Here is a 25,475-nt window from a genome sequence, read left to right as displayed (position 1 = left end):
CTTATACTCCGGGCGAATAAAACAGGCTCAGCACCAGAACCAGCGCCATTGCCCCCATCATGCCATCGAACCGATCCAAAAACCCGCCATGCCCAGGAATCAGGTTCGAACTGTCCTTGGTTCCCGTGCGTCGTTTCAAAGCGCTTTCCAGAACGTCTCCGGCCTGGCTGGCCATCGACGCCAGCACCGACACCACACACAGGCCCAGCCCGGCCCCCATCTGGGTAGCGAACAGCGCGCCGACGATCAACGCGCCAACCCAACCGGCAGCCGTGCCCGACCAGGTTTTCTTTGGGCTGATTGCAGGCCAGAATTTTGGACCGCCAATGGCCTTGCCTGCAAAATAGCCCGCAACATCGGTGACAACGACAATGCAAATCAGCCAAGCCACCCATGTCAGACCCAAGGATCCGCGCAACCAGACAAAACCGATGCCCGCCAAAGCGATCCACAAGGCAAAACCTGCAAAAGCCCATTTGCGGGATTTGAGGATGGACATCCCCACCGGGATCACCGCTAGGGCGATTGGCAACAGAGCCACGGGCGGCATCAGCCAGGCCACAACCTGTGTCACCGCCGTCAAGGCCCCCAGCTGTAACGCCGCGCTGCCTTGAGCGGGGGTCAGCATGCGGACCAGTTCCCAGATCATCGCCCCACAGCTCGCCGCGATCAGCAGTTTGAACCACATGCCCCCTGCCAGGATGCCAGCGCCCCCCACGACGACCATGACCACCGCCGACGCAATACGCGGTGCAAGGTCAGACCAGCGCCCCTCGCTCATTTCTGAACCCCACCAAATCGACGGTCGCGGCGACCATAACTATTGCAGAGGGATTTCAATTCTTCTGCGGTAAAATCGGGCCACAAGGTATCGATAAACTCATACTCGGCATAGGCCGATTGCCACAAAAGAAAGTTCGAAATCCGAGCTTCGCCGCTGGTACGGATCACCAGATCAGGGTCGGGCAAGACATGAGTGTCCAGATATTTCGGCAACGTTTCCTGGTCGACGTCTTCCGGTCGCAGTTTACCGTCGGCCACGTCCTGGGCCAGACGCCGTGTCGCGCGCGCCACCTCGTCACGACCGCCATAATTCAGAGCAATGGTCAACTGGGTCCCGTCATTGCCGGAGGTCGCTTTTTCAAGCTGGTCCATCAATTGGATCAGTTTTTTGTCCAGACGTACCCGGTCTCCGATGAAGCGCACCCGCACATTGCGTGCCGACAGCGCCTGCATCTCCTTGGAAATATACCGGCGAAACAGGCTCATCAACCCAGCGACTTCGGTTTGCGTCCGTTTCCAATTCTCGGTCGAAAAGGCAAAGATCGTCAGATATTTGACCTTCAGATCCGGGCAGGCCTCGACCACTTCGCGCACACGTCGGGCACCGGCATGATGCCCGAACAGGCGCGGTCTGCCGCGGGCCTGAGCCCAGCGGCCGTTTCCGTCCATGATGATTGCGACATGGCGTGGCCCTGAACCGCCCATATTGGCAGTGTCGCTGCCATCGGTTGCGTCACTGGGGATTGCTGCGGTTTTTGAGCCTCTGGACATGCGCTGTGCATTAAACCTGCATGATTTCGGCTTGTTTGGTCTCCAGCGCCTGATCGACAACTTTGATCATCTTGTCGGTCAGCTCCTGAACTTCCTGTTCCCAGAATTTCTGGTCGTCCTCGGACATGCCATCGGATTTGGCTTTTTTGATCTGATCCATACCATCACGACGAACGTTGCGGATCGATACGCGGGCGTTTTCAGCATAGTGGCCGGCAACCTTGGTCAGTTCACGACGACGTTCTTCGTTCAGTTCCGGAATCGGCAACATGATGATGGTGCCATTCAGCTGAGGATTGATCCCCAGACCGGATTCGCGAATGGCCTTTTCGACCTTTCCAACCAGGGATTTGTCCCAGACATTGATCGTCACCATACGCGGTTCGGGCACATTCACGGTGCCGACCTGATTGATCGGCGTCATCGAGCCGTAGGCATCAACCATCACAGGCTCAAGCATCGACGCAGACGCACGCCCGGTGCGCAACGACGCAAATTCGGTTTTTAGATTGACCATCGCGCCATCCATGCGGCGCTGAAGGTCATCGGTGTCCAGTTCGAAATCTTCGGACATGCTGCTCTCTCCCCTTCTTCCGGTGAACTGCATCGGCTCATAAGCCATTGGCAACAGGATGTATAGCAATCTTGGCCCACAATCACCGCGCGGGAAAGCAATTTTGAAGGTGTTGCCCTGCCATCCTGTGCGACACGGAATGGATTCGCCGTCAAAGGGGTCAGGCAAAGGCCCCTTTGCAGTAAAGCCCGCGTGGCAAAAAATGACCGCTACAGATGGGACGCTACAGATGGGACGGCGCAGAGCGGGACGTTTACCTTGTGCCGCCTGCGATCCCTTTTTGAACGGCGCATCCGGGGGTCGTTGGAGCGACCTTGGATGCGCCGATGATCAGCCTTGCACTTTTGTATAGGTACCACGTCCGGCCAGAATGCCCCGGAACCCACCCGGCTCGTCCAGAGAAAACACGATGATTGGCAGGTTGTTGTCGCGCGCCAGTGCAATCGCGCTGGCGTCCATGACGCCCAGACGTTTGGCCAGAACATCATCATAGCTCACCGTGTCATAGCGTTTGGCATCGTCGAATTTCACCGGATCCTTGTCATAGACCCCATCAACCTTGGTCCCCTTGAAAATTGCCTCGCAGGACATTTCATTCGCCCGCAGCGTCGCGGCGGTATCGGTGGTGAAATAGGGGTTACCGGTTCCGGCTGCAAAAATGCAGACCCGCTTTTTCTCGAGATGGCGCACGGCGCGACGGCGAATATAGGGTTCGCACACCTGATCCATGGGAATCGCGGAAATGACCCGGGTGAACACGTCCAGGCTTTCCAGGGCGCTCTGCATGGCCAGTGCGTTCATCACCGTGGCCAGCATCCCCATGTAATCCGCCGTTGTGCGTTCCATCCCCTGCGCGCTGCCGGACAGACCGCGAAAGATATTGCCGCCACCGATCACCATGCAGATCTCGACCCCCAGATCATGCACCGATTTTACTTCCTCGGCGATCCGCTGCACGGTGGGCGGATGCAGACCAAACCCCTGATCCCCCATCAAGGCCTCACCCGAAATTTTCAGCATGACGCGTTTATAGGTTGTATCGGCAAGGTCTGTCGAAAGATCGGTGGAAAGGGGCATATTGCACTCCGGAATGTCGCGGGGTTAGGTTGGCGCGCAAAATGACGGAAATCGCCGCCATGTTCAATGCGCCTTGACGCACAACATTGATGTGGGACAGATGAATTGCGTCATCTTTTTTACGGTTCAGGATCACGCCGATGAAATTGCCCGACATTGCTCCCGATCAGCCGGTTCTGATTGCCGGCCCGACGGCATCGGGAAAATCTGCGCTGGCGCTGGAAATCGCGGATCGCCACGGCGGCGTGATCATCAATGCAGATGCCAGCCAGATCTATGACTGCTGGCGGGTTATTACGGCTCGCCCGTCAGAGCAGGAAGAGGCCAGTGTTCCGCATCGGCTGTATGGGCATGTTGCCTATGACACCACCTATTCGGCCGGGCACTGGATGCGGGAGGTCCTGCCGCTGCTCGACGGTCCGGAGCGGCCCATCATTGTTGGCGGCACCGGGTTGTACTTCATGACATTGACCCGCGGCATGGCCCCCATCCCCGTGACACCGCCCGAGATTCGGGCAACGGCCGACCAGATGTCGCTGGAGGAAATGAGCGCCGGGCTGGATCCGGTCACCCAATCCGGGCTGGATCTGCGCAACCGGGCCAGGGTTCAACGCGCCTGGGAAGTTCAGGCAGCCACAGGGCGCTCGATCGCCAATTGGCAGGCAGAAACACCGCCGCCCGCGCTGCAAACATCCGATTGCGCGGCCTTGATATTCGATGTGGACAAGGATTGGCTGGGTGCGCGCATTGACCGTCGGTTTGATCTGATGCTGGACCTGGGCGCATTGGATGAAGTTCGGACCATGCTGGACCGGTATGATCCGTCGTTGCCATCGTGCAAGGCGATCGGCGTGCCGGAATTGGTCGCCTATGAGCGTGGAGAGCTGACATTCGACTCTGCCCGGGAACGGGCGACCATCGCCACCCGCCAGTTTGCCAAACGACAGCGAACCTGGTTTCGCTCAAAGATGCGCGACTGGACTGCAGTCACGCCTGGATCATGACCGACAGTGCCCTTTCGATGATACATGCGCTATCGCTGCCGCAATTGGCCCCGGAAGGTCCGTGGCAGTTGGACCTCGCGCATGACCGGCCGGACCATCTGTTGATCTGGATCACCAGAGGTCAGGGACGGCTCTTGCTGGATGGCGCCCAGCATGGCTTTGGCCCCAGCACGGCCATGTTCATTCCGGCTCGGTCACTGTTTGCGCTGGATGCCGGACGTCAGGCCCTGGGGCATGTGTTGCGGATTTCGCCTCAGGCCAATCAGATTTGGCCAGAGTCTGCGCAAGTGTTGAGATCATTGTCAGCCCAAACCCTGGCCGAGCTTTCCAATCTGCACGACACGATTGTGCGGGAACAGGATCACCAGCCGCCCTTCTGGGCCCAGACGGTGCAGGCACAATCTGTTCTGGCGGCGATCTGGTTGCGCCGATTGATGCCACAGACGACCAGGGTTCCGGCCTCCCGCCGACTGATCCGAACCTATGGGCAGACTATTTCACAGCAATACGCGTCCGGGGCTTCGATGACGGATTATGCGGCTATGCTGGATGTCACGCCTTCGCACCTGACCCGTGTGTGCCGATCCCAGACCGGACGCACAGCGGCGGCCCTTTTGAATGAACGTATCGCCCATGAAGCCCGCTCGCAGTTGATCCAAACATCAGCGTCAGCAAAAGCGATTTCCCATAACCTGGGCTTTGCAAGTGCTTCGAGTTTCAACAGATTCGTTCAAAATCAATTCGGGATGACACCAGGAACCCTGAGAAAGCGATGATCGCCAAAAAACCCCGCCGATACTGGTCACGCCTGTCCAGAAAATGGGGTCATGGTCGCATTCAAACTAGTGTGATGTCGTTTTTTTACCCAAAAGTGCCGAAAGCATGCGTTGACGTCGGCGCGAAACTGGTGCCGAATGTACAAATGGGGATGCGACCAACGAACCAGCAGAAGTTTCATACGCGCCACGCCGAGGGGCGGGGCCGAATGCGGTAAACGACCCGCATTGACCCAAATCCACATCAGGGAGAAATAAATGACAAAAGAAACAATCAACGGAAAACCGATTCACTGGGCCGCAAAAATGCACGCTCAGGAAGTTATGGATGGCAAACTGGACCGTCGTGAATTCCTGGCTCGGGCGACCGCGCTGGGTGTTGCGGTTCCGGCCGCCTATTCGATGATTGGTCTGTCGTCGCCTGTCCACGCGGAAGGAGCCCAAAAAGGCGGAACCATTCGCATGCAGATGGAAGTGCGTGCATTGAAAGATCCGCGCACCTTTGACTGGACCCAGATCGCGACCTTTACGGCCGGCTGGTTGGAATATCTGGTCGAATACAATTCGGACGGCTCGTTCGAACCCATGCTTCTGGAAAGCTGGGAGGCCAATGACGATGCCACCGAATACACTCTGCGTGTCCGCAAAGGTGTTAAGTGGAACAATGGTGACGACTTCACCGCCGAAGACGTTGCGCGCAACATCGCTGGCTGGTGTGAAAAGGACGTCGAAGGCAACTCGATGGCCGGTCGTATGGCGTCGATGATCAATCCGGACACCAACAAGGCCCTGGACGGTGCGATCTCGGTTGTCGACAGCCACACTGTCAAGCTGACCCTGCCCGCACCTGACATCACAATCATTCCCGGTATGGCCGACTATCCAGCGGCGATCGTGCACAGCTCGCACAGTGCAGAAAACATGCTGACCAGCCCGATCGGCACCGGGTTCATGAAGCCTGAATCCTACGAAGTGGGCGTCAAGGGTGTTCTGGTGCGCAATGATGATCACGACTGGTGGGGCTATGCCGCTGGCAAGGGTGGTCACCTGGATCGCATCGAATTCATTGACTACGGCACCGATCCGTCGGCAACCATTGCCGGGTTCGAATCCGAAGAAGTCGACATGAACTGGGAATCGGTCGGTGAATTCGCGGACATCATGGACAGCCTGGGCCTGACCCGGTCGACCGTGACCTCGGGTGCGACCATTGTGGTCCGGACCAACCAGAACCACAAACCCTATGACGACAAGCGCGTCCGCAAGGCGCTGGCCATGGCCGTCGACAATGCGGTCTGTCTGGAACTGGGTGTTGGTGGTCAGGGTATCCCTGCCGACAACTGCCACGTTGGCCCGATCCATCCGGAGCACAACCCGGACGTGACACGTATTCCTTTTGACCCTGCTGGAGCCAAGGCTCTGATGGAAGAAGCGGGCATGATGGATCACGAGCACGAACTGATCTCGATCGACGATGACTGGCGCAAGAACACCACCGATGCCGTCGCAGCCCAGCTGCGCGACGCCGGGTTCAAGGTCAAGCGGACAATTCTGCCCGGATCGACCTTCTGGAACGATTGGGTGAGCTATCCCTACAGCTCGACCAACTGGAACCACCGTCCGCTGGGCACTCAGGTTCTGGGTCTGGCCTATCGCTCAGGTGAAGCCTGGAATGAATTTGGTTGGGCAAATGCCGAATTCGACGCGTTGCTGACCCAGGCTAACTCGATTGCCGGTGCGGACGAGCGTCGTGTGGTCATGGGCAAAATTCAGGCCATCGTGATCGAAGAAGGCGTGACCATTCAGCCGTATTGGCGTCAGGTTCAGCGGCACCACCGCGACAACCTGGTTGGTGTCGATATGCACATCGCCTATCTTCCTCAAATCTACAAATGGGGCATCAAAGCCTGATTTAAATCTGAATGGGCCGCTCGTTCGCGAGCGGCCCCTTTTCACATCTGCGGAAGCTTCCCGCGGTACAAGAACAAAATCCGACAGGGGCCACCATGGGACTGTTCATTTTGCGCAGGTTGGGCGTTATGCTCGTAACCGCGCTATGCCTGACCTTTGTCGTCTTCGTGATGACAAATCTCTATCCAAACCTAGAAAAGCTCGCCAAAACCCAAGGCAACTTCCGGATGTCCGATTCCGAAGTGGCCACTTATCTTGGCAATCGCGGCTTTACTCAAAACGTATTCTCCAAATATGGCCAGTGGATCGGCGTGATTCCCGGATATGTAATCGAAGGCAGCGACGGTGAAACCCGTGGACGCTGTGCAAATCACAATCCCATCAAGGAAGATACCGCGACCTTCTGCGGCGTTCTGCAGGGGAAATGGGGCCTGTCCTGGGTTTTCAAGGAGCCTGTAGCAGACGTCGTCGGGACCCGTCTGGCGCTGACCGGCAAGTTGATGTTCTGGGTCATGATCGTCATGATCCCCACAGCTCTGATCATTGGGGTGCTCGCGGGTATGCGCGAAGGATCCAGCACCGACCGCGTGCTGTCCACCGGAGCAATCGTCACCACAGCGACGCCTGAATATGTGTCCGGTGTTGTCTTTATCGCGATCTTTGCCTCATCCGCCGTGGGTCTGAAATGGTTCAAGGGGTCGGCAACATCTGCGATGGAAACCATCACCTTTGAGGCGTTTTTTCTGCCCGTGATCACCATCGCGCTGTACGGTATGGGCTATATCGCCCGAATGACCCGTGCCTCGATGGCCGAAGTCATGACCGCGCAGTATATCCGCACCGCGCGCCTCAAGGGGGTCAGTTTCCGCAACATCGTGATGAAACATGCCTTGCGCAACGCGTTGATCGCACCCTTTACCGTTATCATGTTGCAGTTCCCGTGGCTGCTGAACGGTGTGGTGATTGTCGAAACCCTGTTCAACTACAAAGGCTTTGGATGGGTGTTGGTACAAGCGGCCGGCAACAACGACATTGACCTGCTGTTGGCGGTTTCTGTTGTCTCTGTGATGGTGGTTTTGGTGACCCAGCTGATTTCCGATATCGGCTATGTCTACCTCAATCCTCGCATTCGAATTTCTTAAGGGAGGCATGAGAATATGGAAGCTCTTAGCTGGACCGGCTCACTTTCCTTTTTGGATCCCATTTTTCAATACGGGCTGATCGCCTTGGTATTGGTCATTCTCGCCTGGTTGGTGATCACCTCGGTGGTGTCCGAAGAACGGGCAAAATCAAACGCTGACGGAACGTTGGCCAGAACAACCGGCGCGCGTGGCCTGGCTGGCACAGCCTTGCGTTTGGTGTTTGCCCTGGTCGTCGCAATCGTCTGTCTTTATCTGGTCGGTGGTATCTTCTTGGGGACCAGCGCTGGCATCATCGGCGCAATCAGCCAACAATTCCTGCCGGTTTGGACGTCGCTTGCGATCCTTTACGCCGTCTCTATCGCGTTCAAGCGGCGGCTGGGACTGTATGGCAAACTGTTCGACAGCCCAATTGGTATGATCGGCTTTGGCCTGGTGATGTTCTGGGTGTTCACCGGCATCTTTGGGCAGATGGACCTCATCGTGACACATGATCCGCTGGTTCAGGTGTCTGGAATGAAGAACAAAGTGCCCGGAACACCGTTGCGCGGTGCCTCCGCAGAAGATTTCCAATGGTATCTTCTGGGCGGTGACAACCTGGCCCGTGATGTGTTCAGCCGGATGGTCGATGGGGCCGGTGTCGTGGTGCAGATCGCACCGCTGGCCACCCTGTTCGCCTTTATGGTTGGGATCACTTTGGGTTTGCCTGCCGGGTATTATGGCGGTCGTCTGGACACGCTGTTGTCGTTCCTGGCGAACCTGATCCTCGCCTTTCCGGTCATCCTGCTGTTCTATCTGCTGGTGACGCCTGAAATCGTGGCGACCGGGGTGCCCAACTATATGGCGATCATCCTGTTCATCTTCCCGATCGTCTTTGTCGGTGTGCTGCTGAATTCGCGCTACTACACGCGTCCCAAGTTCCGCACACCGCTGTTGATCGGGGTGCTGGGTGTGGCCATGTGGCTGTACCTGTCGCTGGTCTCCACGGGTGGTTTCCTGATCGAAACCAAAACCTATGGCATCTGGGGCCTGCCGACCTTTATGGATCTGTTTGACGTGCCCGGCGGTATTCTCGTGGTGTTTGTGTCGGTGGTTTTTGTGAACTCGCCCACCGTGTTCCGGATCGTTCGCGGTCTGGCACTGGACATCAAGACCCGCGACTATGTGGCTGCGGCCCAGACCCGCGGTGAAGGTCCCTGGTACATCATGCTGTGGGAGATCCTGCCCAATGCACGGGGACCGCTGATCGTGGATTTCTGTCTGCGGATCGGCTATACCACCATCCTCTTGGGAACCTTGGGCTTCTTTGGCCTAGGCCTGCCACCGGAAAGCCCGGACTGGGGGTCGACGATCAACGAGGGCCGCAAGCTGTTGTCGATCTATCTGCACCCTGCTCTGCCACCTGCCTTTGCATTGCTGAGCCTGGTGTTGGGTCTGAACCTGCTGGCCGATGGTCTGCGCGAAGAAAGTCTGAAGGACTGATGTGATCGAGGCCGGGGGCGCTGCCCCCGGACCCCCGGGATACTTGAGGCCAGATGAAGAGGGATCCCCCGCTTTTGGCCGACAGGGAGAAACAAAATGAGCAAACTGGCGGAATATGACGGTCCGATCCTTGAGATCGACAAGCTGTCCATCTCCTTCTTTACCCGCCTACGGGAAATCCCAGCCGTGATGGATTTCTCGGTTGCGGTGCAACCGGGCGAGGCCGTGGGCCTGGTTGGCGAATCCGGATGCGGTAAATCGACCGTGGCGCTGGGTGTCATGCAGGATCTTGGCAAGAACGGCCGCATCGTTGGCGGGTCGATCAAATTCAAGGGCCGCGACCTGAGCGAGATCAGCGAAGAAGAGTTGCGCGACATCCGCGGCAATGAAATCGCCATGATCTATCAGGAACCGATGGCGTCGTTGAACCCGGCCATGAAAATCGGCAAGCAGCTGATGGAAGTGCCGATGATCCACGAAGGGGTCACCGAAGAGGAGGCTTATGCCCGCGCCCTGGAAGTGGTGACGGATGTGCGCCTGCCTGACCCAGAACGGATGTTGAATTCCTTTCCGCACCAATTGTCAGGCGGTCAGCAGCAGCGGATCGTCATCGCCATGGCGCTGATGTCGAAACCGGCGCTGTTGATTCTGGACGAACCCACCACCGCGCTCGACGTGACAGTCGAGGCCGCCGTGGTCGAGCTGGTCAAGGATCTGGGCAAGAAATACGGCACCTCGATGCTGTTCATCAGCCACAACCTGGGCCTGGTTCTGGAAACCTGTGACCGGATCTGTGTGATGTATTCGGGCGAAGCGGTGGAACGCGGTTCGATCAAGGATGTGTTCGACGAAATGCAGCACCCCTATACGCAGGCGCTGTTCCGGTCGATCCCCTTGCCGGGGGCTGACAAGAATTCGCGCCCGCTGGTGGCAATTCCGGGCAACTTTCCCTTGCCACATGAACGTCCGCCGGGCTGTAATTTCGGCCCACGGTGCGATTACTTCGAAGAAGGGCGCTGTGATTCACAGGCCATCATGATGGATCCGGTTCCGGGCAATGATCGCCACCACACCCGTTGCCTGAAGTTTACCGAGATTGATTGGAACGCTCCGATCACTTTGGGCGAGCAAAAGGAAAAGGGAGAAATCGGCAGGGTCGTCCTGAAGATGGAGAACCTCAAGAAATACTATGAGGTTGCAGCCAATGCCCTGTTTGGTGGTGGGGCCAGGAAGGTGGTCAAGGCCAATGAAACCCTGAGTTTCGAGGCCAGGGAATCCGAAACTCTGGCCATCGTTGGCGAATCCGGCTGTGGCAAGTCCACTTTTGCCAAGGTGTTGATGGGGCTCGAAACAGCGACTGACGGGCAGATTTTGCTGGACGATCGCAATATCGAAATGATCCCGATCGAAGAACGTGACACCAAAACCATTGCGGATGTTCAGATGGTGTTCCAGAACCCGTTTGACACATTGAATCCGTCGATGACAGTCGGGCGGCAGATCATCCGGGCGTTGGAAATCTTTGGTATCGGCAACTCTGAGGCCGAACGGCGCAAGCGGATGCTGGAGCTTTTGGATCTGGTCAAACTGCCCCGCGCCTTTGCCGACCGGATGCCGCGCCAGTTGTCGGGTGGCCAGAAACAGCGTGTGGGTATCGCCCGAGCCTTTGCCGGAGATGCACGGATCGTTGTGGCCGATGAACCTGTATCTGCATTGGACGTGTCGGTACAGGCGGCGGTGACCGATCTGTTGATGGAGATTCAGCGCGAGCAAAAGACTACATTGCTGTTCATCAGCCACGATCTGTCGATCGTGCGGTATCTGTCGGACCGTGTGATGGTGATGTATCTGGGCCATGTGGTTGAATTGGGAACCACGGATCAGGTGTTCAGCCCGCCCTATCACCCCTATACCGAGGCGCTGCTATCGGCGGTTCCGATTGCGGATACCTCCGTTCAAAAGGAACATATCGTGCTTGAAGGGGACATTCCTTCGGCCATGAACCCTCCGTCCGGCTGTCCGTTCCAGACACGGTGCCGGTGGAAGGACAGGGTTGCAGGTGGATTGTGCGATCGCGAAGTTCCACCTGTACGCACCCTGAGCGAAGGGCATCAGGTCAAATGTCACCTTGATGACGAGGTGTTGGCCCAGATGACCCCGGTGATCAAAATCGCCGCCGAGTGATGAGCCACATGAACAACACAAGAGCCCGGATTGAAAAATCCGGGCTCTTTCTTTTTCAGCAGATCTCAGGCGATGTCGCGGACAAAGAAATGCAGGTGCGGGCGCAGGTTGGGTTGATCGAGGTAAGTGGTGGTTTCGATAGGCTCGAACACTTCGGTGAACCCCATTTTGGGATACATGCTGCGCATCTCCACACTTGGGGTCAGCGTATCGACCACCAGCCGCTTGAGTCCCAGAGCCCGTGCCGCGTCAACCCGGGCAGTGACCAGCTTGCGTCCAGCTCCGGTGCCCCGGGCGGCTTCGGTCACAAACAGGCGCTTGAGCTCGCCGGTTTCCGCATCCAGGCATTTCAACATCCCGCAACCGATTAGTGTCCCCTGATCATCCCGGGCCAATACCAGACAACCACGGGGCGGTAGATAGTCGTCGGCATTCTCCCAGAACTCTGCCAGCGCGCTCTTGGGTGTGTTCGGGTCGATTTCTTCCCCTATGGACCGCATGCGCTGGACGATCAGACCGTAATACTGGGCCAACAGCCCGTTCAGCGCCTCCTTTGGGGGCATCCGGTCGCAAATCTCAATCTGAATATCAGTCATGGCAAATCCTTTTGGCTTCCAATGTCTCGTCAACGGTAGCGGAGTTTCCACGATCCGTCCAAAACAGCAGAAAGGGGCGTAACCGATGCTACGCCCCTGCCCTTGAAAGTTGTGACCATCAGCCCTTTAGGGCGTGATTGCCGAAATACATGAATTCGCTGTTCATGCCTGCAACGTCCCCGGCCTCCAGCGACAGCGACGCGCTATCGAGCATCTTGTAACTGGCCTGGGATTTCACCCATTCATCCGCGTCCTGCAATGTGGTCAGCGTATAAGAGGTGGTTTCGTTCAGATAGTGGGTCGGGATGATCACCTTGGGCTTCAGCTTGGACACGATGTCATTGCCCTGACCATAGCTGAGGATATGTTGCGACCCATCCACCGGCAGGGTCAGAACATCAACCTGGCCGATGGCATCATAGAACTCCTGTGGTGGGTTGTGGCGGTTGTCGCCCCAGATCAACGTGCGCAGGCCGCCGGTTTCCACCAGATAAACCACCATATCCATGTGGCCCACGTTGTCAGGTGGGCAGGCATTGACGCCGAATTCGGCCAGCGCGTCGGTCCAATTGTACCAGCCCGGTGCCACACAGGCGTGTTTGTCGGCAAACCCGGTGATCTTCAGGTCAGCGAATTCAAAATTGCCAACCATCCGATCCAACACCATGGTCGAGCTGGGCCGATCAATGGCGTCATGGTCAAAATGGGCATGTGTCGACATGGTGATATCGACCGGAATCTGCGGGAATTCGTTCTTGAACCACAACCCCCAAGCCCCGGACGGGTCGTCGCGCCACGGATCAAACAGGACGGTGGCGCCATTTGGCGACGTGATCTTGATCGCGCAATGGCCAAAATAGTCGATGCCGACCGCACCGGTGCTGGGCTGACCCGTCGCCCCCTGCAGGTCTATGACGTGATTGTTGTTGCCTGGCTGCAACCAGGCCTGTGACTGGGCCGCGGCCGGCTTTGCCCCGAGCAGGTTCGCCCCTGCCCCGACCCCTGCTGCCCCGGCCGCCATAAAGAACGAGCGGCGGGATAAACCCGGTGCCATTTCGTCGCGATCACCGTTCAGCAACGTGGGTTTCAGATCCTTGCGATCCATGTTGATCTCCCTGTCTGTTGACGTCACGGCCTCTCTGGGGCCGTCACTGACAGGCTAGCGGCCGGGTCCGGGTCTGGTCAGATCAGAAAAATTGGGGGGGAATATGGGGGTAATCCCCCTATTTTTGGATCACGAAATCGCGAGCAGGTGGCTGCGCAGGTTCCGATCCCGCCCTTCCAACCCCAATTTGCGCCGAATATTATTGCGGTGAAAATCAATGGTAGAGGTCTCTCGTGACAGGGTTCTGGCAATATCCTTGGTGGTTTTTCCGGACATGACCATATGCGCAATTTCGATTTCCGTCGGGGTCATGACCGAAAACGCATTCGACAGTTTGTCGGACATGGCCGACGTGATTTCAGTCAGATTCCGCTGTGCCAGATCCAGATAGCTCCGGGCCGGTTCCTGCTGTCCCAGATGGTCGGCCAGCTTGTCCAGATAGGGCAACACCATACCCCGAACCTGAGTCAGGATTTCTTCGTCCCGTGCCTTGCGATCCTCATCGACACTGGTCAACAGCACCCGCAATGCGGTGTTTGCCTCCTGCAGTTCCCGGGTTCGTTCACCGACACGCGCCTCGAGATGTCCCAAGGTCTGGTTGAGCTTGTCCTCCAGCACCCGTCTTAGGTAAACCTCTTGTAGCAAAGCCAAATCCTGTTCGACAAGCCGCGCGAACTGGGCCAGACCTTCCCGAAACAACAGCGCCCGCCGGTTCCTGTTGCGATCCAGAACACAGATCGTTCCAAAGATTTGCCCATCTGGCCATTTGAGCGGCAGACCGATGTAAAAGGACATGCCGTGTTCCATGTCCTCATTCCCCCGCCAGACTGGGTCACACGCGGCATCTTCGACCACCAATTCCCCGTCCTGTTCAAAAACGCCCTGGCAATACAGTTTGGGGTGGAGGCGAAACTCCATCCCCACAGGATAGGGGTTTTCAGGGTGATCAGACGTCACCAGAACCGCATGACGTGGGTCGTCCGTCTTCATGATCAGGCTGGCAGGTACATCTGCGAGACGGGCAACCAGGTCCACAAGACGCTGCCAGTTGGACAGGGTTTCCGGCGGGATCTCTGGCAGCATGACGACACTCCTGGGGGCCTGAATTGAAGACCCAAGCGTAGAAGCGTTTCAGGTCGGCAATCAAGGACCAGCCACGCTGCTGTGCGGCACTGGATCAGCTGCCGTCCAGCAGCGGTTCGTACCGGGCATCCGTCAGGGTTTTCAAGAACGCCACCAATGCGTCGATCCGGTCGTCTTCCAACGCGGGACCATGGGTCAGTTCCTTGACAGACAAGGTATGTGGCACCTCAGGCATTCGCCAGGGGGTGCCGGTTTCCGGGTTGATTTGGCGTGCTTGCGCCACGGTGTTATATTTGTTGTAGAATAGAACAACAGTGCGCAGATCTTCGAATACGCCGTTGTGCATATACGGTGCCGTGACGGCCACATTGCGCAGGCTGGGGGTCTTGAACAACCCCGCCGCCCTGCCCGACCGGACGTCGGGATTTTCCAGCAGCCCCAAATCGACCTTGGATGTCGCAACGCCATTGACGGCACGCGCACGCCTGTTTTCAGGAACGCCGATGTTGTGATAGCTGTAATCGGAGAAGGTTTCAGCCGGGTCCACCTGGCTGCGCTTCAGTTGATGGCATTGGTTGCAGTTTGTGAACTGTTCGGAGAAGAACAACAGCCGTCCCAATTCTTCGTCGCGGGTCATCTCGTATTCGCCGCGCAGATACCGGTCATATTTGCTGTCAAACGGCGCAAATTCCGCCGTGCGTTCAAAGGCTGCAATGGCCCGTGTCATCGCGTCATACGCCAACACCGGATCCTGCATGGTTTCACTGCCAAAAATATCGCTCAGCGTGGCCACATACGCGGGGTTTTCGCGCAACCGATCAAGCACAGCGGATTTGTCCGCCATCCCCATTTCGATCGGATTCAGCGGTGGCCCCCCTGCCTGTTCTTCTAGATTGACGGCGCGCCCGTCCCAGAAAAACCCACCGACCCAGTCGCCATCATCGTCGTGATGAAAATCGGGTGTGAAGGCAACATAGCCGATGGCAGGTGCAGTCCGGTCACCCAGCGATTTCCCGTCATCCCCCAGTGACACGGCCCGCCCTGCGGCCGTTTCCCGCGGATCGGCAAACCCTGTCGACGGGTCATGACAGGTGGCGCAGGCCTGGGTGCGATTGGCCGACAGGTTTGGGTCAAAAAACAGCGCTCCGCCCAGGTCCTCCAGCGGTGTCCCGGCAAAACCGGTTGTGGCAACTGCGGCTGATACCAGAACCGCCGACAAACAGAATAGCGAATGCGCCATGGGGAACTCTCCACCAATCGGGTGTTTTCCCATGGCTTAAAACTGTGGTTGGACAAAGGCAACCACTATTCCGATAATTTTTGTCAGATATAGATGGAGTCAGGCCGGTCAGCTGCCCCAGATCTTTTTGACGTAGGTCTTGGTTTCCTTGTACGGCGGAACCCCACCGTATCTTTTGACCGCCTCGGGGCCCGCGTTATACGCCGCCAATGCCAGTCGCCAGGATTTGAACTTGCGGAATTGTTTGGCCAGGTATCGGGCCCCACCGTCCAGGTTTTCCTGCGGGTCCAGCGGATCGACACCCAGACGACGTGCGGTTTGAGGCATCAATTGGGCCAGGCCCAAGGCCCCTTTGTGCGATTTCGCGTTCGGGTTCCAATTTGATTCCTGTTGAACGAGCCGCAAAAACAGATCTTCGGGCACATTGTGACGGCGTGCAGCCTTGCGCGCCATATCCAGGTATTGCCCACGATATTTCCCGGCATAGGGCAAAGGCCCCCATTTTGACGGCGTATACACCGACTGCGGCTGCAACCGCACCGAATTCTTGTATTGGGTGGATGCCCGTGTATCGAGAACTTTGGTATGAGATTTAAAGAGGTTACGCTGATTGCGCGCAGAAAAGACATCAGCTTGCGCCACAGACGTCAACGTCATGGACGCGAGAGCCAACCCAAAGGCCAGTGTGCGCATCGTCTGATTTCCTGTCCCACCTCAACATCGCGCAATATACTGATATTCTGCAAAATAGAAAGACGCACGGCGGAACCTCGCCACCAGTTCCGGCACCCTCCGGAATTTTACCCCCAGCCACCTGCTTTCCTCGCTGCGGCTGGACGTATACGCTCGGCGCCAACCACAAGATCAAGATTCGCGCACCCCTGTGCTGCGCGTTGCAAACAAAGGGACAAGGAGCATCATGGCCGGCTCAGTTAACAAAGTCATCATCGTGGGCAATCTGGGGCGTGACCCGGAAGTGCGCAGTTTCCAGAACGGCGGCAAAGTCTGCAACCTGCGTATTGCCACGTCAGAGAACTGGAAAGATCGCAACACCGGCGAACGGCGCGAACGGACCGAATGGCATTCAGTCGCAATTTTTTCCGAGCCGCTGGCCCGGATTGCTGAACAATACCTGCGCAAAGGGTCCAAGGTCTATATCGAAGGTCAGTTGGAAACCCGCAAGTGGCAGGATCAATCCGGTCAGGACCGCTATTCTACCGAAGTCGTTCTGCGCCCCTACCGGGGTGAGCTGACCCTTCTGGACGGCCGTGGTGGTGACCAGAGCGGCGGTGGTGGTTATGGCGGCGGTCAGGGCGGCGGCCAGGGCGGCAGCTATGGCGGAGGCGATAGCGGCGGTTATGGCGCACCCCAGGGTGATCCTTATGGCGGCGGTGGCCAGCAAAGCGCTACGGCGCGTGGCGGCCCGGCCCATAACATCGACGATGACGAGATCCCGTTCTAAAGAACCTTGGGTTTGGGGGCTGTCAACGACCTCGACCACCAAAAACCAACACAGCAAAGGGCTGGCTTTTGTCAGCCCTTTGTGATTCTCGGGTGACTAGAAGAACCGGAGCGGTGCGGCATCGAACGATCGACCGTCCATATGGCCGACCATTTGGCCATTGGGGCTCTTGCCGTCCGGTTGTCTGCGGTTGCGACCCGTCGTGCGCGGATCAAACACAACGCAACGACCGTTGGCGGCCCACTTTCTGAGGGGGCTATCTCAATAGGTCCAAGCTGAGCAACAGATACACGCGCGCTTTGGTCTGATCCTCGCCCTAGGCAACGAACACACGCCGCGTGTAGCGGCAGAATGCGGTTGTCAGGCTGCTGGGGCGCAGACGTCCGGACCTGGCCAATGCGATACGGTGCGGTGCCAGGTGCCCCGTTAGAGGCAGGCGCACGATCGGAGTTTGATCGTAGGCGGTGTGATGGGGAATATCGGTCGCCAGCACCCCAACCCCCAATCCGTTTGCCACCATTGCACGCAGCATCTCGACCGATCCGGTTTCATACGCGATGGTCGGGGTGATCCCCTGCACCTGAGCCAGGGACAGAAAATAGGCCCGACTGTGTGGCAAATTCATCAGGATAAGCGGATCCTGCAACAGCTCCGCCAAACTGACACTGGAACGTTCGGCCAAACGGTGGCTCTGAGATACGACTCCATAGGGGCGTACATCGGCCAAAGGGATCAGTTCCAGCGTTGATGGCAGCCCGAATTCATAGATCAACGCCACATCAATCTGACCGCTGTCCAGCCATTGGGCCAAGGTTTCCAGATCCGCCTCCAGCAACCGCACGTCGGCCGTTGGGTGGTCGTCCAAAAATCCGCGAACCAACCCGGGTGCATAGCGCGGCCCCAGAGTTGAAAACACACCCAGCGTCAGAACCGAACGCTGACGATCTTCCCCGCTCAGCGTTTCGATGGCCTGCGACCGCAGGGTCCGAAACTCGCCCAGCTTGTGTTCTCCGAACGAAGTCAGCCCCACTCCCTGGCCTGTGTTGCGCGCAAACAGCGCGCGCCCCAGATGCGCCTCCACTTTGGCAATCGCCAGAGAAACCGATGGTTGCGATACATTCAGCGCCCTGGCTGCGGCCGCAGTGCTGCCAGTGTCGGCCGTGGCAATGACATAGTCGAGGTGGCGCAATGTTATGGGTATAGGTCTCATAAATCCCTGTATGACACATTCATATTTCCATTAATAGGTTGAGACGCTGTATTCCCAAAGGAGTCAAATCGGAGACCCCAATGGAACATTCCCAATCGCCCAGCAGACCCTTGACCGGTGTACGCATTCTGGATTTCACCCGTGTTCTTGCGGGTCCATATTGTACCGCCTTGATGGCGGATCTAGGTGCCGAGGTGATCAAGATCGAATCCACCCATGGCGACGATTATCGACACATCGGGCCATTCGAACAGGGAGAGAGCCTGTTGTTCCAATCCCTGAACCGGGGCAAGAAATCCATTGTGCTGGATCTCAAATCGCCGGACGGATTGGCCACAGTCAAGGCGCTGCTTGGCGAATGCGACGTGCTGGTCGAAAATTATCGTCCGGGCGTCATGGACAAACTCGGCCTGGGGTTCGGGACGCTGGAGGCCGAATTTCCCGGTCTGGTCTATGTCTCGGTCTCGGGATTTGGTCAAACCGGGCCCAACGCCACCAAACCCGCCTATGACATAATCATTCAAGCCATGAGCGGGCTGATGGACGTGACCGGAGATCCGAACGGTGATCCCACCATGGTCGGGGAGGCAATGGCCGATGTTGCCGGTGGCCTGTTTGCAGCCTGGGGCGCAATGGTGGCCCTGTTTGACCGCAGCCGCACTGGCAAGGGACGCCATGTGGACGTGGCGCTGTATGACGGGTTGATGTCCATGATGCCGATCCTGGCCTGCCGCACCCTGATGGCCGGAGAGGCGGCGACGCGAACCGGCAACCGTCATCCATTGTCGGCACCTTTTGGCACCTACCCTGCCAAGGACGGACATTTTGCGATTGCCGTGCTGAATGACCGGTTGTTTGCCAGGTTCTGTCAGGTGATCGGTCAGCCCGAGCTCACCCAGGAGGATAGGTTTGCCACCGACTCGTTGCGCCGTTTAAATGAACCGGCCCTGGCCGACCGGATCGACCAATGGTCCAGCCGGCTTTCAGCCCAATCCGCCGTGGATCAGTTGTCAGAAGCAGGCATTCCCGCTGCCCTGATCCAAACCGTTTCCCAGGCCTGGAGTTCCCCTCAGGCGATCGAAAGAGCGCTGGCCTCAGAGGTGCACCATCCGACCCTGGGCCACCTGACGGTCCCGGAGCAACCTGTTCACTTCAACAACGCCCCCCGAGGCAACCGCAGCCCAGCCCCAGCCCTGAACGCCGATGCCACCGCAATCCGTGCCACTCTCAACACAGGAGCCGCCCAATGATCCCTACAATCGCCGAAGATGAACGTGCCGTGATAAACCAAATCGACCGGTTTTGTTCCAAAGTCCTGGCCCCCAAGGCCGCCCAACTGGACGAAGAGAGCCTGTTTGCTGGCCTGCATTTGCCCGCCATGGCAGATCTGGGAGTGTTGGGCATGAACCTGCCCGAAGAATTCGGAGGCATCGCCCTGTCCGGCCCCGCGCTTTACTGTGCAATTGAAGCGATTGCCGGTGCTTGCGGGTCGACCGCGTCGATGTTGACCGCACATTTCCTGGCCACGGATTCAATCCTGTTGGGTGGCGATCCTGACCTGAAAAACCGGGTTCTACCAGATGCCGCAGCAGGCAGGACCCTGGGTGCGTTTGCCTTGACCGAACCGCAGGCCGGATCCAATCCCGCGGATATGTCCACCACCGCCATTCGGGAGGGCGACGGGTATCGCATCAAAGGGGCCAAATGTTTCATCTCCAACGCTGGAGCTGCCGATTTTATTGTGGTCTACGCAAAAACTGACCCCTCTGCCGGAGGTCGCGGCGTCAGCGCCTTTGTTGTCGACCCAAAGGTCACCGATGGCGTCACGATCAGCCCCAATGAACGTACCATGGGGCTAAAAGGCGGGCATGTGTTCGGCATCTCCCTGGAGTGTTGGGTGCCGGTTTGCAATCGGTTGGGAGCCGAAGGCACCGGTTTTCGGACCGCCATGAAAGTGCTCGATAATGGTCGGATCGAAGTGGCCGCCCAGGCCACCGGCATTGCAGATGCCGCCCTGAAGGCCGCGATTTCCTATGCCAAGGATCGACAGGTCGGTGGCCACCCAATCGCTGACTTCCAGGGGTTGCAATGGATGCTGGCCGACAGCGCCACGGATCTCGCCGCTGCGCGAGCGCTGGCGATGCAGGCCGCCGCGAAACGGGGGACAGGAGAACGTTATTCGACCGAGTCGGCCCACGCCAAGTTATTTGCCACCGAGGCCGCCTGGCGGATTGCCGACAGGGCGTTACAGATCCACGGGGGCTATGGGTACACCCGGGACTTCCCGCTCGAGCGCTATCTGCGGGATCTGCGGATCTTTCGCATTTACGAAGGGTCTTCGGAAATCCAGCGCACGATCATTGCCCGCGGATTGTTGTCCTGAACGGCACCAACAGCCCGCCATGTGTAACGCAGGGGAATTTGATCTTTCGGGCAATTTACAACGCCCTGCACAAGACCCAATGCGCCAAATACGTTATAGTGCAGACCACATCATCCGTGTCATGACGTGAAACAAGAGAGGAAACACACATGGTCTGGTCCTTCCCGGTTGGCAGGATTCTGGGGTCAGAGTTGCGGATCCATGTCACCTTTTTTCTTCTCTTGGCCTGGGTCGGTTTTGCCGCCTATTCAGATCAAGGCATGGCTGCGGCGGTTGAAAACATCGCCTTTGTGCTGGCCCTGTTTGCCTGTGTCGTGGCCCATGAATTCGGTCATGCGCTGGCGGCGCGGCGCTATGGCATTCGAACCCCGGATATTACCTTGTTGCCCATTGGCGGATTGGCCCGGCTGGAACGGATGCCGGAAAACCCCAAACAGGAAATCGTCGTCGCGCTGGCCGGGCCGATGGTCAATGTCGTGATCTGGGTTGTGCTTTTGTTGGCGGGCGCCGGTATCGATTTGAACGACCTGGCCCACATCGACAGCACCGGTCCAGGGTTCCTCGCACGGCTGGCGCTGGTCAATGTATTCCTTGCCGTTTTCAACATGATTCCCGCTTTTCCCATGGATGGCGGCCGGGTATTTCGCGCTGTTTTATGTCTGACGATGGATCGGGTGCGCGCCACACGCATTGCCGCCACTGCCGGTCAGTTGGTTGCTGTCTTGCTGGGGTTTGCCGGGCTCAGCACCGGTAACCCGGTTCTGGTTCTGGTGGCGGTCTTTGTTTTTGTTGCCGCCAACGCCGAAAGTCAGGACGTTGCGATGCGCTCGGTTGCGCGTCGCCTGGTGGCACGGGATGCGATGATCACGGCCTTTCAGGCCCTGACCCCCGAAGACACGCTGGACATCGCCACAGGCGCTGTGATCCGCACCACCCAGCACGAATTCCCCGTGCTTGATCCACAGGGCGCGCTTGTCGGGTTTGTCACACGCGACCGCCTGTTTGCTGCACTGGCCCAGAACGAACCCCGCCATGCGCTGGTTCGTTCAATCATGCAGACCGATATCCCTGTTGTCGCGCTGGGCGCAGGGTTGGAAACCGTTCTGGATGCGCTTCACAACGGTGCTCCGGCCGTGGCCGTCCATACCGCAGGTGGGCAAATGATCGGCTATATCACCCGAGAAAATGTTGGTGAGCTGATGGTGATCCGAGGCCGATAAGCAGGTTTGGTCACTTATTTCAACGCACTGCAAGCGCATCCTCAAGTACATCCAATACGGACTGCGCGGGCACATCCCCAGTGACGAATGCCTGCCCGATGCCGCGTGCCAGAATGAACCTCAACTGTCCGTCCACAACCTTTTTGTCCTGTCCCATCAAATCCAGCAACGCCTGGGCACTGGGCAAGTCTCCGGAAATATCGGCCAGATCCGTCTTCATCCCCATGTCGCGCAGATGCGCGCGAACGCGGCTGGGGTCCTCCTGGGAACACAGGCCCAGACGCGACGACAATTCGAATGCCAACGCACAGCCGATGGCAACACCTTCGCCGTGGTACAACCGGTCGGAATACCCCGTTGCGGCCTCCAGCGCGTGACAGAACGTATGGCCCAGGTTCAACAGCGCCCTGTCACCCTGTTCGGTTTCGTCGCGCACAACGATGTCAGCCTTCATCTGAACCGAACGGGTAACCGCCTCTACCCGTGCCGCCATGTCCCCCGCAGCCAGCGCCGGCCCCTGTGTTTCGAGCCAGTCAAAGAAGTCAGCGTCGCCCAACAGACCATATTTCACAACCTCGCCATACCCGGCGAGGAAATCCCGAGCAGTCAACGTACCTAAAACTTCGGTATCGGCCAAAACCAGAGACGGTTGATGAAACGCGCCGATCAGGTTTTTGCCCTGGGGTGCATTGATGCCGGTTTTGCCACCGACCGAGCTGTCCACCTGAGCCAGCAGCGAAGTTGGAATCTGGACGAACCGCACCCCCCGGCGCAATACAGCGGCCGCAAAGCCCACCAGATCACCAATGACCCCGCCGCCAAATGCGATAACAACGTCATTGCGTTCAACTTTTTGTGCCAGCAACCATTCCACCGTACGCTCGAACTGTGGCCAGCTTTTGGTGCTTTCGCCTGGTGGCAACTCGAGAGACACCATATCAATGCCCGCGCGCGCCAACCCGGCCCTCAGAGTTTCCAGGTGCAGCGCAGCCACATTTGCATCCGACACAACCGCAACGCGTTTGCGGCGCAACAGGGGCGCAATCCGTTCTCCGGCTTCGGCCAACAAGCCCGGTCCGATCACCACATCATAGGCGCGCGTATCCAGCGCAACATGCACAGTTTGCTGCATTATTTCCAATCCAATACGTCCGGGCGCTGTTTGAGCGCTTCCAGCACCTTGTCCACCATCGTTTCGATCGACGACACCCCATCCGAAACCACCGCCAGATCGGCCTTGGCATAAAGCGGCACGCGCGCATCATACAGGGCATTCAACGTCGCACGCGGATCAGCTGTGCGCAGCAGCGGTCGGGTGTCTTTGTGTCTGACCCGGTTCCACAGCACGCCCAGGCTTGCATCCAACCAGACGGACACACCGTCGTCAGTGATCAGATCGCGATTGCGCTGTGCCAGAAACGCGCCACCACCGGTCGACAGCACGCCGCGTTCCTCTTTTAGCAATCGCGCGATGACCTGCGTCTCTTTCTCGCGAAAGAAGGGTTCGCCGTCACGCTCAAAGATTTCGGGTATCGTCATATTGGCGGCAGTTTCGATTTCGTGATCGCTGTCCAGAAACGGCACCCCCAATCGGGCGGCCAAGGCACGTCCAACGGCGGTTTTCCCCGCCCCCATCATACCGACCATGACAATGGTCTTTTTCAACTGTCCCGGCGTGGCAGCAATGACTGCAGAATCCGGAATATGCTCATTTTCGCTCATTCTTAAGTGAATGACGTGATCTTGACGAAAAGGCCATATATAACTTGAGCAAAAGAACACCACACGAGGCAGCGAGAAGACCATGGGAAGACTGTTTAAGTATTTGATTTATCTCCTTATCCTCGCCTCTTTGGGGCTTGTGGCCTATGCATATGTCGGGCCATGGTTTGGTGCTGATTTCAGCGCCCCCCAGACCGAGGTGCGCAAACCGGTGGTTCTGAATGCCGATTAACCCCACAATCAGGGCGGCTGTTGTTGCCCTGATGATGCCAGGGCTGGTCCTGGCACAGACTCCCTTGTCGGTGATCGACTGGCTGGAACCATCGACTGGCGGCCCCAATTTGCCACCGACGATCCTGTTGGAACCACCGGTATCCAACTCGGTGCTCAGCCCCCAAATTCAGGTCACCCCGCTCGAAGCGTTGTTGGACCCAATCGGGATCGTGTCTTCGGCGGCCACAGGGTTGCCAATCGACCTGTGGCGCGGCAGCGACCCCCAGGTTTTGTCACGTCTGATAGACCGGGTTCCGGTCCAGCATTATCCGGCGATGCAATCGCTGCTATACACCGTGCTCTTGTCCGAAGCCCGTCCCCCGTCGAATGTCGCAGATGCAGACACCATCCTGCTGGCCCGGTTGGACAGGTTGATGGCCCTGGGTGCAGTCGACCCGGCCCAGGCGTTGGCCCAACAGGCGGATCCGGCTGGCAACACGGCACGGTTTGCGCGCTGGTTTGACACCACCTTGTTGACCGGCGACGAAGATGTCAGCTGTAACACTTTGATTTCAAAACCATACCTTGCCCCGGATGACCGGTCCCGAATTTTTTGCATGGCCCGGAGCGGAGATTGGGAAACAGCGGCTCTGTTGTTGGAAACCGCACATGCGCTTGGGACTTTGCCGCCCCCGGATCTGGCGTTGCTTGATCGGTTCCTCAGCCCCGGAATTTTTGAAGACGCGCCGCCGCTGTCCGCCCCCAGCACGCCTGATCCGCTGACTTTTCGGCTGTATGAAACAATTGGCGAACGTCTGCCGACTACCCAGCTACCCCGGAGTTTTGCCGCAGCGGATCTGCGCGATGTGGCCGGGTGGAAGGCACAATTGGAGGCTGCCGAGAGATTGACCCGGATCGGTGCGTTGAATCCCAACCAGCTGTTGGGGCTGTACACGGATCGCCGCCCTGCGGCCTCGGGCGGCATCTGGGATCGTGTTGATGCCGTGCAACGATTTGATACGGCGTTGCGGACCGGCAGCGCGGATGCGGTTTCAAAAACACTGCCAAAGGTATGGAAGGCCATGCAGCAGGCGGGCCTCGAAGTTGCCTTTGCCGATCTATTTGGTGACCAACTGGCCCGGATTGATCTCCAGGGTCCGGCCGGCACCTTGGCCTGGCGTATCCGGTTGCTATCGACCAGCTATGAAGCGGCGGCTCTGATGCCTGCACAGGGCAGCGATGTCTTTTTGGTGGGGCTCGCATTGGGTAGTCCCAAATCTGCTTATGCAACCACGGCACGGGATCAGGCAATTTCACGTGGGTTTTCACCGGATTCCCGGGTTTCTCAGGACTTGCAGCGATTGTTGGCAGATGGGCGACTGGGCGAAGCGATCCTGCGGACCATGGAAATGTTTGATCGTGGCGCACAAGGAAACCTGCAAGACCTAAGCGACGCCATCGCCGGGTTCAGGGCCGTCGGGCTCGAAGATACGGCCCGCCGGGCGTCTTTGCAGCTGTTGCTGCTGGAGCGCAGTTGACC

24 protein-coding genes are annotated in these 25,475 nt (G+C 58.0%); 12 read left to right on the top strand and 12 right to left on the bottom strand.

Annotated features, from left to right (window positions below):
* Nucleotide 1: 1 nt before the first annotated feature.
* The 4 genes from K3727_11385 to pyrH form a co-directional block, all read right to left on the bottom strand.
* Nucleotides 2-781: a phosphatidate cytidylyltransferase gene (locus tag K3727_11385; protein ID UWQ89433.1), complete on the bottom strand. Its 780-nt coding sequence runs from the start codon at nucleotides 779-781 to the stop codon at nucleotides 2-4.
* Nucleotides 778-1,554 carry an isoprenyl transferase gene (locus tag K3727_11380; protein ID UWQ89432.1) on the bottom strand — a complete coding sequence of 259 codons (777 nt, stop codon included), beginning with the start codon at nucleotides 1,552-1,554 and terminating at the stop codon, nucleotides 778-780. The genes K3727_11385 and K3727_11380 overlap by 4 nt, the downstream gene beginning before the upstream one ends.
* A gap of 10 nt (nucleotides 1,555-1,564) precedes the next feature.
* The gene (gene frr, locus K3727_11375) at nucleotides 1,565-2,128 is read right to left on the bottom strand and encodes a ribosome recycling factor (GenBank protein ID UWQ89431.1); all 564 of its coding nucleotides are present in this window, start codon (nucleotides 2,126-2,128) and stop codon (nucleotides 1,565-1,567) included.
* Nucleotides 2,129-2,458: 330 nt separating this feature from the next.
* Nucleotides 2,459-3,205: a UMP kinase gene (gene pyrH, locus K3727_11370; protein ID UWQ89430.1), complete on the bottom strand. Its 747-nt coding sequence runs from the start codon at nucleotides 3,203-3,205 to the stop codon at nucleotides 2,459-2,461.
* Between the two features lie 140 nt (nucleotides 3,206-3,345).
* On the opposite strand from pyrH, the gene miaA reads away from it, so the two are divergent.
* The 6 genes from miaA to K3727_11340 all read left to right on the top strand — a co-directional run bounded on the left by miaA (nucleotide 3,346) and on the right by K3727_11340 (nucleotide 11,701).
* Nucleotides 3,346-4,209 carry a tRNA (adenosine(37)-N6)-dimethylallyltransferase MiaA gene (miaA, locus tag K3727_11365; GenBank protein ID UWQ89429.1) on the top strand — a complete coding sequence of 288 codons (864 nt, stop codon included), beginning with the start codon at nucleotides 3,346-3,348 and terminating at the stop codon, nucleotides 4,207-4,209.
* On the top strand, nucleotides 4,206-4,985 hold the full coding sequence (locus tag K3727_11360) for a helix-turn-helix transcriptional regulator (GenBank protein UWQ89428.1): 780 nt from the start codon (nucleotides 4,206-4,208) through the stop codon (nucleotides 4,983-4,985). The genes miaA and K3727_11360 overlap by 4 nt, the downstream gene beginning before the upstream one ends.
* A gap of 258 nt (nucleotides 4,986-5,243) precedes the next feature.
* Nucleotides 5,244-6,896, top strand: coding sequence for an ABC transporter substrate-binding protein (locus K3727_11355; protein UWQ89427.1), 1,653 nt, complete (start codon nucleotides 5,244-5,246; stop codon nucleotides 6,894-6,896).
* Nucleotides 6,897-6,991: 95 nt separating this feature from the next.
* Entirely contained in the window at nucleotides 6,992-8,038 is a 1,047-nt protein-coding gene (locus K3727_11350) for an ABC transporter permease (GenBank protein UWQ89426.1), read from the top strand.
* Nucleotides 8,039-8,053: 15 nt separating this feature from the next.
* The gene (locus tag K3727_11345; protein UWQ89425.1) at nucleotides 8,054-9,517 is read left to right on the top strand and encodes an ABC transporter permease; all 1,464 of its coding nucleotides are present in this window, start codon (nucleotides 8,054-8,056) and stop codon (nucleotides 9,515-9,517) included.
* A 96-nt stretch (nucleotides 9,518-9,613) separates the two neighbouring features.
* Complete coding sequence (locus K3727_11340) at nucleotides 9,614-11,701, top strand: ABC transporter ATP-binding protein (protein UWQ89424.1); 2,088 nt, start codon at nucleotides 9,614-9,616, stop codon at nucleotides 11,699-11,701.
* Nucleotides 11,702-11,766: 65 nt separating this feature from the next.
* Here K3727_11340 and K3727_11335 read toward each other — a convergent pair whose 3' ends face one another.
* The 5 genes from K3727_11335 to K3727_11315 all read right to left on the bottom strand — a co-directional run bounded on the left by K3727_11335 (nucleotide 11,767) and on the right by K3727_11315 (nucleotide 16,418).
* The gene (locus K3727_11335) at nucleotides 11,767-12,297 is read right to left on the bottom strand and encodes a GNAT family N-acetyltransferase (protein ID UWQ89423.1); all 531 of its coding nucleotides are present in this window, start codon (nucleotides 12,295-12,297) and stop codon (nucleotides 11,767-11,769) included.
* A 118-nt stretch (nucleotides 12,298-12,415) separates the two neighbouring features.
* Nucleotides 12,416-13,402, bottom strand: a complete 987-nt coding sequence (locus tag K3727_11330) for an MBL fold metallo-hydrolase (protein UWQ89422.1) — start codon at nucleotides 13,400-13,402, stop codon at nucleotides 12,416-12,418.
* Between the two features lie 129 nt (nucleotides 13,403-13,531).
* The gene (locus tag K3727_11325; GenBank protein UWQ89421.1) at nucleotides 13,532-14,485 is read right to left on the bottom strand and encodes a LuxR C-terminal-related transcriptional regulator; all 954 of its coding nucleotides are present in this window, start codon (nucleotides 14,483-14,485) and stop codon (nucleotides 13,532-13,534) included.
* Nucleotides 14,486-14,579: 94 nt separating this feature from the next.
* Complete coding sequence (locus K3727_11320) at nucleotides 14,580-15,725, bottom strand: methylamine utilization protein MauG (GenBank protein ID UWQ89420.1); 1,146 nt, start codon at nucleotides 15,723-15,725, stop codon at nucleotides 14,580-14,582.
* Nucleotides 15,726-15,833: 108 nt separating this feature from the next.
* Nucleotides 15,834-16,418 carry a lytic transglycosylase domain-containing protein gene (locus tag K3727_11315; GenBank protein ID UWQ89419.1) on the bottom strand — a complete coding sequence of 195 codons (585 nt, stop codon included), beginning with the start codon at nucleotides 16,416-16,418 and terminating at the stop codon, nucleotides 15,834-15,836.
* Between the two features lie 226 nt (nucleotides 16,419-16,644).
* Between K3727_11315 and ssb the strand changes: the two genes are divergently transcribed.
* Nucleotides 16,645-17,187, top strand: a complete 543-nt coding sequence (gene ssb, locus K3727_11310; protein UWQ89418.1) for a single-stranded DNA-binding protein — start codon at nucleotides 16,645-16,647, stop codon at nucleotides 17,185-17,187.
* A gap of 316 nt (nucleotides 17,188-17,503) precedes the next feature.
* Here the strand turns inward: ssb and K3727_11305 are convergent, their stop codons facing one another.
* The gene (locus tag K3727_11305; protein UWQ89417.1) at nucleotides 17,504-18,397 is read right to left on the bottom strand and encodes a LysR family transcriptional regulator; all 894 of its coding nucleotides are present in this window, start codon (nucleotides 18,395-18,397) and stop codon (nucleotides 17,504-17,506) included.
* A gap of 80 nt (nucleotides 18,398-18,477) precedes the next feature.
* Here K3727_11305 and K3727_11300 point away from each other — a divergent pair, with 80 nt between their 5' ends.
* From K3727_11300 to K3727_11290, 3 genes are all read left to right on the top strand, one after another.
* Entirely contained in the window at nucleotides 18,478-19,647 is a 1,170-nt protein-coding gene (locus K3727_11300; GenBank protein UWQ89416.1) for a CoA transferase, read from the top strand.
* Complete coding sequence (locus K3727_11295) at nucleotides 19,644-20,780, top strand: acyl-CoA dehydrogenase family protein (GenBank protein ID UWQ89415.1); 1,137 nt, start codon at nucleotides 19,644-19,646, stop codon at nucleotides 20,778-20,780. The genes K3727_11300 and K3727_11295 overlap by 4 nt, the downstream gene beginning before the upstream one ends.
* A 149-nt stretch (nucleotides 20,781-20,929) precedes the next feature.
* Complete coding sequence (locus K3727_11290) at nucleotides 20,930-22,000, top strand: site-2 protease family protein (GenBank protein UWQ89414.1); 1,071 nt, start codon at nucleotides 20,930-20,932, stop codon at nucleotides 21,998-22,000.
* Between the two features lie 19 nt (nucleotides 22,001-22,019).
* On the opposite strand, the gene aroB is transcribed toward K3727_11290, so the two are convergent.
* Together aroB and K3727_11280 are read right to left on the bottom strand one after the other, a co-directional pair.
* Nucleotides 22,020-23,132 carry a 3-dehydroquinate synthase gene (aroB, locus tag K3727_11285; GenBank protein UWQ89413.1) on the bottom strand — a complete coding sequence of 371 codons (1,113 nt, stop codon included), beginning with the start codon at nucleotides 23,130-23,132 and terminating at the stop codon, nucleotides 22,020-22,022.
* Nucleotides 23,132-23,722, bottom strand: a complete 591-nt coding sequence (locus K3727_11280; protein UWQ89412.1) for a shikimate kinase — start codon at nucleotides 23,720-23,722, stop codon at nucleotides 23,132-23,134. The genes aroB and K3727_11280 overlap by 1 nt, the downstream gene beginning before the upstream one ends.
* A gap of 82 nt (nucleotides 23,723-23,804) precedes the next feature.
* Between K3727_11280 and K3727_11275 the strand changes: the two genes are divergently transcribed.
* Nucleotides 23,805-23,954, top strand: a complete 150-nt coding sequence (locus K3727_11275; protein UWQ89411.1) for a hypothetical protein — start codon at nucleotides 23,805-23,807, stop codon at nucleotides 23,952-23,954.
* The gene (locus K3727_11270; GenBank protein ID UWQ89410.1) at nucleotides 23,944-25,473 is read left to right on the top strand and encodes a hypothetical protein; all 1,530 of its coding nucleotides are present in this window, start codon (nucleotides 23,944-23,946) and stop codon (nucleotides 25,471-25,473) included. The genes K3727_11275 and K3727_11270 overlap by 11 nt, the downstream gene beginning before the upstream one ends.
* The last annotated feature ends 2 nt before the right edge of the window (nucleotides 25,474-25,475 follow it).

It is taken from the genome of Rhodobacteraceae bacterium M382 (assembly GCA_025141015.1).
Taxonomy (GTDB): Bacteria; Pseudomonadota; Alphaproteobacteria; order Rhodobacterales; family Rhodobacteraceae; genus Aliisedimentitalea; species Aliisedimentitalea scapharcae.
This window is presented reverse-complemented; position numbering and strand designations above follow the sequence as displayed.

Bases quoted from the DNA above. Each gene is read 5' to 3' on its own strand.
- K3727_11385 (UWQ89433.1), bottom strand. From the start codon at position 781: ATGAGCGAGGGGCGCTGGTCTGACCTTGCACCGCGTATTGCGTCGGCG.
- K3727_11380 (UWQ89432.1), bottom strand. From the start codon at position 1,554: ATGTCCAGAGGCTCAAAAACCGCAGCAATCCCCAGTGACGCAACCGAT.
- frr (UWQ89431.1), bottom strand. From the start codon at position 2,128: ATGTCCGAAGATTTCGAACTGGACACCGATGACCTTCAGCGCCGCATG.
- pyrH (UWQ89430.1), bottom strand. From the start codon at position 3,205: ATGCCCCTTTCCACCGATCTTTCGACAGACCTTGCCGATACAACCTAT.
- miaA (UWQ89429.1), top strand. From the start codon at position 3,346: ATGAAATTGCCCGACATTGCTCCCGATCAGCCGGTTCTGATTGCCGGC.
- K3727_11360 (UWQ89428.1), top strand. From the start codon at position 4,206: ATGACCGACAGTGCCCTTTCGATGATACATGCGCTATCGCTGCCGCAA.
- K3727_11355 (UWQ89427.1), top strand. From the start codon at position 5,244: ATGACAAAAGAAACAATCAACGGAAAACCGATTCACTGGGCCGCAAAA.
- K3727_11350 (UWQ89426.1), top strand. From the start codon at position 6,992: ATGGGACTGTTCATTTTGCGCAGGTTGGGCGTTATGCTCGTAACCGCG.
- K3727_11345 (UWQ89425.1), top strand. From the start codon at position 8,054: ATGGAAGCTCTTAGCTGGACCGGCTCACTTTCCTTTTTGGATCCCATT.
- K3727_11340 (UWQ89424.1), top strand. From the start codon at position 9,614: ATGAGCAAACTGGCGGAATATGACGGTCCGATCCTTGAGATCGACAAG.
- K3727_11335 (UWQ89423.1), bottom strand. From the start codon at position 12,297: ATGACTGATATTCAGATTGAGATTTGCGACCGGATGCCCCCAAAGGAG.
- K3727_11330 (UWQ89422.1), bottom strand. From the start codon at position 13,402: ATGGATCGCAAGGATCTGAAACCCACGTTGCTGAACGGTGATCGCGAC.
- K3727_11325 (UWQ89421.1), bottom strand. From the start codon at position 14,485: ATGCTGCCAGAGATCCCGCCGGAAACCCTGTCCAACTGGCAGCGTCTT.
- K3727_11320 (UWQ89420.1), bottom strand. From the start codon at position 15,725: ATGGCGCATTCGCTATTCTGTTTGTCGGCGGTTCTGGTATCAGCCGCA.
- K3727_11315 (UWQ89419.1), bottom strand. From the start codon at position 16,418: ATGCGCACACTGGCCTTTGGGTTGGCTCTCGCGTCCATGACGTTGACG.
- ssb (UWQ89418.1), top strand. From the start codon at position 16,645: ATGGCCGGCTCAGTTAACAAAGTCATCATCGTGGGCAATCTGGGGCGT.
- K3727_11305 (UWQ89417.1), bottom strand. From the start codon at position 18,397: ATGAGACCTATACCCATAACATTGCGCCACCTCGACTATGTCATTGCC.
- K3727_11300 (UWQ89416.1), top strand. From the start codon at position 18,478: ATGGAACATTCCCAATCGCCCAGCAGACCCTTGACCGGTGTACGCATT.
- K3727_11295 (UWQ89415.1), top strand. From the start codon at position 19,644: ATGATCCCTACAATCGCCGAAGATGAACGTGCCGTGATAAACCAAATC.
- K3727_11290 (UWQ89414.1), top strand. From the start codon at position 20,930: ATGGTCTGGTCCTTCCCGGTTGGCAGGATTCTGGGGTCAGAGTTGCGG.
- aroB (UWQ89413.1), bottom strand. From the start codon at position 23,132: ATGCAGCAAACTGTGCATGTTGCGCTGGATACGCGCGCCTATGATGTG.
- K3727_11280 (UWQ89412.1), bottom strand. From the start codon at position 23,722: ATGAGCGAAAATGAGCATATTCCGGATTCTGCAGTCATTGCTGCCACG.
- K3727_11275 (UWQ89411.1), top strand. From the start codon at position 23,805: ATGGGAAGACTGTTTAAGTATTTGATTTATCTCCTTATCCTCGCCTCT.
- K3727_11270 (UWQ89410.1), top strand. From the start codon at position 23,944: ATGCCGATTAACCCCACAATCAGGGCGGCTGTTGTTGCCCTGATGATG.